Origin of the sequence: Microcystis sp. M090S1 (assembly GCF_020246295.1) — a bacterium.
GTDB classification, from domain to species: Bacteria; Cyanobacteriota; Cyanobacteriia; order Cyanobacteriales; family Microcystaceae; genus Microcystis; species Microcystis aeruginosa.
In genome coordinates, this window is sequence record NZ_JADBTF010000228.1 from 1 (window position 1) to 7,132 (window position 7,132).

5 protein-coding genes and 1 pseudogene are annotated in these 7,132 nt (G+C 43.5%); 1 reads left to right on the forward strand and 5 read right to left on the reverse strand.

The window, feature by feature from the left end; genetic code table 11:
* The 5 genes from IM477_RS10320 to IM477_RS10340 all read right to left on the reverse strand — a co-directional run.
* Positions 1 to 397 (reverse strand): Uma2 family endonuclease (locus IM477_RS10320; protein ID WP_287731630.1); only part of this gene is annotated, 397 nt, incomplete at its 3' end.
* Positions 398 to 482: 85 nt separating this feature from the next.
* Positions 483 to 2,039, reverse strand: a complete 1,557-nt coding sequence (locus tag IM477_RS10325; RefSeq protein ID WP_287731631.1) for a CPBP family intramembrane glutamic endopeptidase — start codon at positions 2,037 to 2,039, stop codon at positions 483 to 485.
* A 186-nt stretch (positions 2,040 to 2,225) separates the two neighbouring features.
* A complete protein-coding gene (locus IM477_RS10330; RefSeq protein WP_287731632.1) occupies positions 2,226 to 3,452 on the reverse strand; it encodes a glycosyltransferase family 4 protein in 1,227 nt (408 codons plus the stop codon).
* Between the two features lie 183 nt (positions 3,453 to 3,635).
* Positions 3,636 to 4,901 (reverse strand): phosphoribosylamine--glycine ligase, encoded by a 1,266-nt coding sequence (purD, locus tag IM477_RS10335; RefSeq protein ID WP_002758420.1) that lies wholly within the window; start codon positions 4,899 to 4,901, stop codon positions 3,636 to 3,638.
* A gap of 349 nt (positions 4,902 to 5,250) precedes the next feature.
* Positions 5,251 to 6,519, reverse strand: coding sequence for a Sll1247 family protein (locus IM477_RS10340; RefSeq protein ID WP_287731633.1), 1,269 nt, complete (start codon positions 6,517 to 6,519; stop codon positions 5,251 to 5,253).
* 494 nt (positions 6,520 to 7,013) lie between these two features.
* On the opposite strand from IM477_RS10340, the pseudogene IM477_RS10345 reads away from it, so the two are divergent.
* Positions 7,014 to 7,132, forward strand: a pseudogene (locus tag IM477_RS10345) (transposase); the annotation flags it as partial.

The window sequence follows — 7,132 nt, forward strand, 5'->3', positions numbered from 1 at the left end:
CTTGATAAATTTGTTTTTTCTCCTCTCGGTCAACTTTGGCGGTACTATCGGAGAGAATTTCGATAATTAAATTGGGATATTTGCCCTCTTCTCGCCAAATTACCCAACTTCTGCGGTTGGGATTGGGATTTGTCCCCAAAACGACGAAAAAATCGGGACCACGAAAGAATTCTGACTTTTTCTGGTTAGGACTGTAATAAATGGTTAAATTGCCGGCGGCAAAATAATCTTCTCGCTCGCGCCACCACCATTCTAAACACTGAATTAATAAAATAATTTGTTGTAGATGTAGGTTACTTTCCAAAGGGGGTTCATCACTCCAAAATTGGCCTTCTGGGAAGATTATCTCAGGGTTTACATGAGACTCGACTAGGGGTAAGCTTTGAGCGATAGTCATGGTTTATCCAACAGAGATAGGTTGATAATTAATTAGACGGTATTTGTCATCATCTCTAGGCTACCCCGAAAACCAGAGACTTCACCTAACCTACACCGCTGCCTAATAAAAATAAACTTAACAGGGTGCCACCATTCCAGAGACTATGAACCAACATTGAGGATAATAAATTTTTCGAGCGGGTGTAAACAAAGCCAAGAACACAACCTAGGACGGTTAAAGGCAGCACTTCTGACAAATTTTGGTGAGCAAGGGCGAAAATCAAACTACTAAGAGCGATCGCAGCCCAGACCGGCAGATAACGAGTCAAAGAAGCTAGTAAAAAGCCGCGAAAGACAATTTCCTCGAAAAAAGGAGCGGCAAGGGAAGCAGTAAAGGCAAAACAGAGTAAAGCGAAGGTATTTTGGGATTCTAGGGCTAAAGTCAGCAGCGGGTTACTGCCCCCTTGTCCTTGCCAAATTAGTTGATTAAGCAAAGAAACGATAATAACGAGGGGTAAAGCGACGAAATAGCCGGCCAATCCCCAGAGAAGCCAAGGACTAAAGAGGTTAAAACGAAACCAATCGCGAGGTAAAGGGCGAAAAGGCTTGATCGCTAGGTATAAAACCGATAAACTGCTCACTGTTAAGGCTAAATAACTAACTACAACGTATATTGCTTTAGCTTCTAGGTTAAATTGTTCGGGATTGAGACTCAAGAAACTCGATAAAATCACGAAAATTACCGGTAAAACAATTTGTCCGACGAAAAAGAAACCGATAATTATTCCCCACCAGAGGGTTTCTCCTCCCCACTTAGTTTGCCAAGCGAGACTATCATCTAAAAAGAGCAGCGATCGCTGTTGACGGAGCAGCCACTGCACTAATAAAAAGATCAACAGCACAACACCGATTAAACCGCCGATAAGAGGCAAAAAAGCCAGTAAAATTAGTTTAATTAAGGCATTAGCCGCCACTTCACTCTGTTCTTCCTCTAAAGCGAGTAAATCCTCTTGACGATTTTCGAGACTATATAATTTTTCCAGAATGGTATAACGAAACCATCCTTGAAAATTGCGCTCGATTCTCGCTTCAGCATCGGCAGCAATTTGGGGGGGTTCACTGTACAATCCCTCTAACAGCAGCGCATTTCCTAAAACAGCAGGTTTATAGTTCTTAAATTCTGATTTTTCCTTGATGTCTTGCCAGATTTGCCGTGCCCAATCCAAGTCACCTTGACTAGCTTGAATGAGACTTAATTTTAGCTCTAAATCTTTTAAGGAATTGATTTCGCGCTCAAGAGATTTTTTTTGTTCGGGATTAACTGCTGATTTTTCTAGTTCGGTGATTGTTTTTTTGGCACTTTTCTGGGCTGATAAATACTGTTCCTCGGCAGTGGTATAAGGAGCTTCACCGATCAGGGAAGTTTGAATTAATTTAAGATTAGCAAATTCCTCGCTATTAGGGTCAGCATCGCTGCTTAGAGTCGTGGCTTGTAGATTGATATTGGTTTGATATAGTTGAATATTCGATTGGATTTGGGGCTGATTAACACTAGAAATTAAAGCTGTAACTACTGGAGTTAAGGCAATAATTGTTAAGACAAAAGCGATCGCTTGTTTGAGACTTTGCCAGGGGAGTTTTTTTGAGAAATTATCGAACATGAAAATAGTTAAGTGGGAGTTAGGGGTTAGGTGATGGGGTGATGGGGTGATGGGGGTTGGGTAATAGGTTTTAGGGTTTTAGGGTTTTAGGGTTTTAGGGTTTTAGGGTTTTAGGGTGTTGGGGTTTTAGTTGAATTCCCCCATTTCCCCATTCCCCCATCTCCCCATTTCCCTATTCCCTAATTATTAACTAACTACTTGAGAAAAAAGCTTTTCGTATTGATCCAAAGTCTTTTCAAAGGCATAATTTTCCTCTGCGTATTGTCGTCCTTTTTCTCCTAGTATAGTTGCTAAATCTGGGTTTTTATATAGCTTTAAAATAGCCGTAGCTAATGCCTCTGGATCTTCAGGAGTAACCACCAAACCACCACCACTACGCTCGATCGCCCTAGCGGCGGTTCCATCGGCGGGAACAGAAGCAATAATAGCACGACCACTAGCTAATAATACCTGAATTTTGGACGGCATATTAAAGGAAATAACGTTATGTTTTTGCATCACCATACCCACATCGGCGGCTGCTAACATTTCTGGTAATTTTTCCCGGGTTTGAAAGGGTAATAAAAGCACATTACTGGCCCCCTGTTGTTGGCGATACTTTTCTAGGCGATCGAGGGCTTCTTTTTTACCAACAATTACCACTTTAATCTCAGGAATATTAACTAATTGAACTGCGGCATCGATTAAAGTTTCTAAGGGTTGAGTTAGGGCAATATTGCCAGAATATAAAACAACAAATTTGCCCTCAAGATGATTTTCTTGGCGAAAATAATTATTGTTTTTCGGCAGAGGTTTAATAAAGCTTACATCCACCCAATTAGGAATTTCAATAATTTTCTGACTCGGCACATTTTTAGTTAGGAGATTTTTGGTAAAACCATCGGCAATAACCGAGATTTTGCTGGCAGTTTGATAGGCAAATTTTTCGAGACGACTAAAAACCTTAATCATTTTCTGATTAGTTAATAATCCCACATGAACTGCCGCATCGGGCAAAATATCCTGTAAATTTAGAATAATCGGTACCCCATATAATTTACTCAATAAAGCGGCGGGAACGCAAACGGGTAATCCGGGGACAGTTAAGAAAATTAGATCGGGTTTTTCACCCTTGAGAGCCTGAAAGAAACTCAAAAAAACAAAGCTCAATTCAAAGAAAATTCGATTTTTTAAACTTCTTTGGGGACGCGCCCAGACGTAGGAACGTTGAATTTTAACACCATTTCGTTCTTCTTCTAGATAGATTTTTCCTCGGTATTCGGGATCGATTTCACTATTAGGATACCAAGGAAAAGCGGTTAAAACCCTGACTTGATGACCTCTTTTAACCAATCCTTCCGCTAATTCTGTCATCAGGGGAGCGATGCCGATCGGTTCGGGATAATAGTTATAAGAATAGAGCAAAATTCGCATAGGGATGGCAATTTGGTTAGGCGATTCAGTTTCATGATTTTATCAATAGTTACTGGTTTTTTGACAAATCAGATGCGCTTTTGTCAGGGATGACCCTAGAAAGAGGTTTGGCATCAGGTGAGGATTAGCGGTGAGAGATGCGGAAAAAAAGGGAAATTGGCTCATAAATTAATCCTCAAAACCTTATTTTTCCCTTACCCGGTGGCCGATATCACGACGATAATAGATGCCCTGAAAGTGTATCCTTTTCACCGATTGATAGGCAAGTTCGATCGCCTGATTAAAATTAGCTCCCATAGCCGTGACACCCAAGACGCGGCCGCCATCGGTGAAGATATCGCCGTGTTTTAAAACCGTGCCGGCGTGGAAAACGATCGCTCCCGCGGTTTCAGCTGCCTTAATTCCAGTGATTAACTGGCCTTTTTCGTAGTGGTCGGGATAACCAGCAGACGCGGCCACCACACAAACGGCACTACCGGATCGCCATTGTAAAGAGGGGAAATCAGTTAATTTTTGTTGAGCGCAAGCCAGCAGCAGCGGTGCCAGGGGAGTTTCCAGTAGGGGTAAAACCGCTTGGGTTTCGGGATCGCCAAAACGACAGTTAAATTCGAGAACTTTTGGCTCTCCGGCGGGGGAAATCATTAAACCCGCGTAGAGGACTCCCCGATAGTCAATGCCGCGTTTTTGTAGGGTGGCGACGATGGGGGCGAGGATGTCTCGGTTTACCGCTTCGATAATGGCGGCGGTGGCTATGGGTGCGGGGGCATAAACTCCCATACCGCCGGTATTTTTGCCGGTATCGCCTTCACCGATCCGCTTGTGATCTTGGGCGGGTAGCAGGGAACGAAAGCTGATCCCATCGGTGAGGGTGAGGATAGACACTTCTTCTCCCTCTAGGAATTCTTCCACCACCACTTTAGTAAAGCCACTGGTAAAAAGATCATCGATCGCTTCTAGGGCCGTATCTACGGTTTCGGCGACAATTACCCCTTTTCCTGCGGCTAATCCGTCAGCTTTCACCACAATTGGCGCTCCTTGCTCTCGGATATAAGTTTTTGCTAATTCTGCATCCGTAAAGGTTTCCGAGACGGCGGTGATAACTGCTGCTTCGCTCATTAATTCTTTTGCCCAGGATTTGCTCGATTCAATTAAGGCCCCGGTTTGTGTGGGGCCAAAAACGGCAATTTCTTGGCCGAGAAGATGATCGGTAATGCCGAGGGAGAGGGGATATTCTGGCCCGACAACCACCAGATCGACGCAATTTTCTCGGGCAAAGCGGCTAATTTCGGCAAAATCCTCCATTGCTATGGGGATATTTTCACATTGAGGTAAAATTGCCGTTCCCCCATTACCCGGAATGCAGAACACTTGTTCTACTTCGGGCGATTGCAGCAGTTTCCAAGCCAAGGCGTGTTCTCGACCACCACTGCCGATAACGATAATTTTCACGGATAAACGCAGCCTAAATGACGATGGTTTAATTATCCCCTAGCTCCAGGTCACCATTGGCTAGAAGTTGAGATTACTTAACTTTTTAATCGATTTGACGGATTCAGGAGGCAGGAGTCAGGATTCAGGAGTCAGGAGTCAGGAGTCAGGAGATAGGAGATAGGAGATAGGAGATAGGAGATAGGAGTCAGGAGATAGGAGTCAGGAGATAGGAGATTATTTTATTTATTCTCCCCACACCCCACACCCCACACCCCACACCCCACTTCCCCACTTCCCCACTTCCCCACTTCCCCCCTTCTCCTCTCATAGACAGTCTTAACAAGTAATTTAGATAGCGAACAGCTGATCACTGGATTTGACGGAGACAGGACAAATCAGCTTGACCGAAATGAATACTAAAAGCTACTTGCAGATTTTCTAGGGATTTAACCAACCAAGGCACCCGATCGCAAGAATAACTCTCGTAGTGGTTAAATAGAATCGAAAAACGTTTATCTAAGTGGGGTTTTGCCTTGGGACAGATCAAAATCAACTTGAGCAATAACCCCACAGTCCGAGTTACCCCCATATTGGTGATCATATCCATAAAAATGTAATGATCGGGTTTTTGGCCGCTTTCCACCACCAGATAATTTAACAGTTGGCTAGAAGTACGCAGCATGAGAAATTCACTCGGTTTTTGTTGATCGCAGTGGGGTAGAGTATTTTGCAGGATATCGTCGAGTTTTTTGTTAAATTGCCCCTTGCAGTAGTCTAAGGAGGTAATCAGATAATCGTAGAGGTCATTTTTAAAATCTTTATAGGTAGGGGTATAAACTGTATTCGCCAGAAAATTTTGCGAAAGAGCCTTATGAGTATAATTTCCTGCTACCGTCCCCAGATAATACTTGAGGGCGCGATTTAGTTCCTTGTCATTGAGCAGGGTGGGATTTTCTACCGGTTGAATGATTCTCCCCGCTTCTTCCCTGATTTTTGGGCTATGAGCAACCTGTGCCAAACGTACCTGATAGGTGACATAACGAGAGAGATTTACCTCGAAACGGCTCTCGGTTTTCACTTTAATACGTCTAACGGTTTGTCGCTGTTCTCGGTGACTTTCATCACCGAGTAAATAGTAATCATAGAGATAGGGATAACGACTAATCAGGGTTCCCAGGGAAGCGGCGGTTTTTTCGCTGTATTTGCCGCTAATAATTCTCGCCAGACGCTGCAGCCTAACGTAGTCATCCGAGAGGGTAAAATTTTTGACCAGATGGCCCAAATTATTGGGGATGCTGTAATGTCCAGGAGGTGGGGAGGGCAAATTTTCCAGTAGCGATACCAATTCGGGAATTGCTGGCTGATGGGCGGGCTGCGTTTGCCATCGATTCACTAAAATATGACAGCAGCGGTTAAAGACATGATAAAAACGAATTTCGGCATCCTTAGCCTTGACAAGACGCTCTAGGGCTAAATAAATAGGAGCTTCTCGATAGCCGCCACCTTCGATAAACAGACGACAAAAATCCTCGATTAATTGCTCGGGGGAATCGGTCCTGGCGCGGTCGAGCCAATAATCGTATAGTAGCTGTTCTTCGTCTCTTGTTTGTCTTTGTCCAGTGTTTAGACTAGCCATGGTTATTTGATTCAGCCCTCCTAAATCAGTAAGCGGATGGATTTTAGGGCTATGACCATAAAGGGGTCAATTGTGATTAGATAGTAGATGCTCCCTTCTGAGGATGCCCCTATTTTGGGTCATTGTACTGATCGAGTCGATCCCTTTTAGCTTGGCAAGTTTGGGAAAATTCCCCTTGGCTTACCCGGCCAAGCTTGCGGACTATGCCCAGATTACTAAAAATTTAGGCAGCGTACCCTGCTAATTAAGTTAGCGAAAGGAAACCCCGATTGTATGTGATCTAAGTCACATTTAAACCTAAATCCATCTTCTAGATAATTCGGAATTTACCTAAAATGTCGGATGAATGCCCCCGCTACATTTTTCGACAAGATACTCACCTTTGCTCCCGATGAAATCCGACCAGAATATCAACCGCGGAGCATCGGTTTAATTCTACCATCTGTAGGTAAACTGTGTTATAATTAATTTAACCAATGGTCGTGGATTGTTAGATGCTAGTCGTAGAAGAAGCAAAGCTAAAAAACGGAACCCCAGAGCAATATCACCAGCTTGATGAAGCTATCAAAACTTCTCAGTTTGTGCGTAACTCTTGTGTTCGTTATTGGATAGA

What these genes read in the sequence shown, in the direction of transcription:
- IM477_RS10330 (WP_287731632.1), bottom strand. Translation starts at nt 3,452, where the DNA reads ATGCGAATTTTGCTCTATTCTTATAACTATTATCCCGAACCGATCGGC.
- IM477_RS10325 (WP_287731631.1), bottom strand. Translation starts at nt 2,039, where the DNA reads ATGTTCGATAATTTCTCAAAAAAACTCCCCTGGCAAAGTCTCAAACAA.
- IM477_RS10340 (WP_287731633.1), bottom strand. Translation starts at nt 6,519, where the DNA reads ATGGCTAGTCTAAACACTGGACAAAGACAAACAAGAGACGAAGAACAG.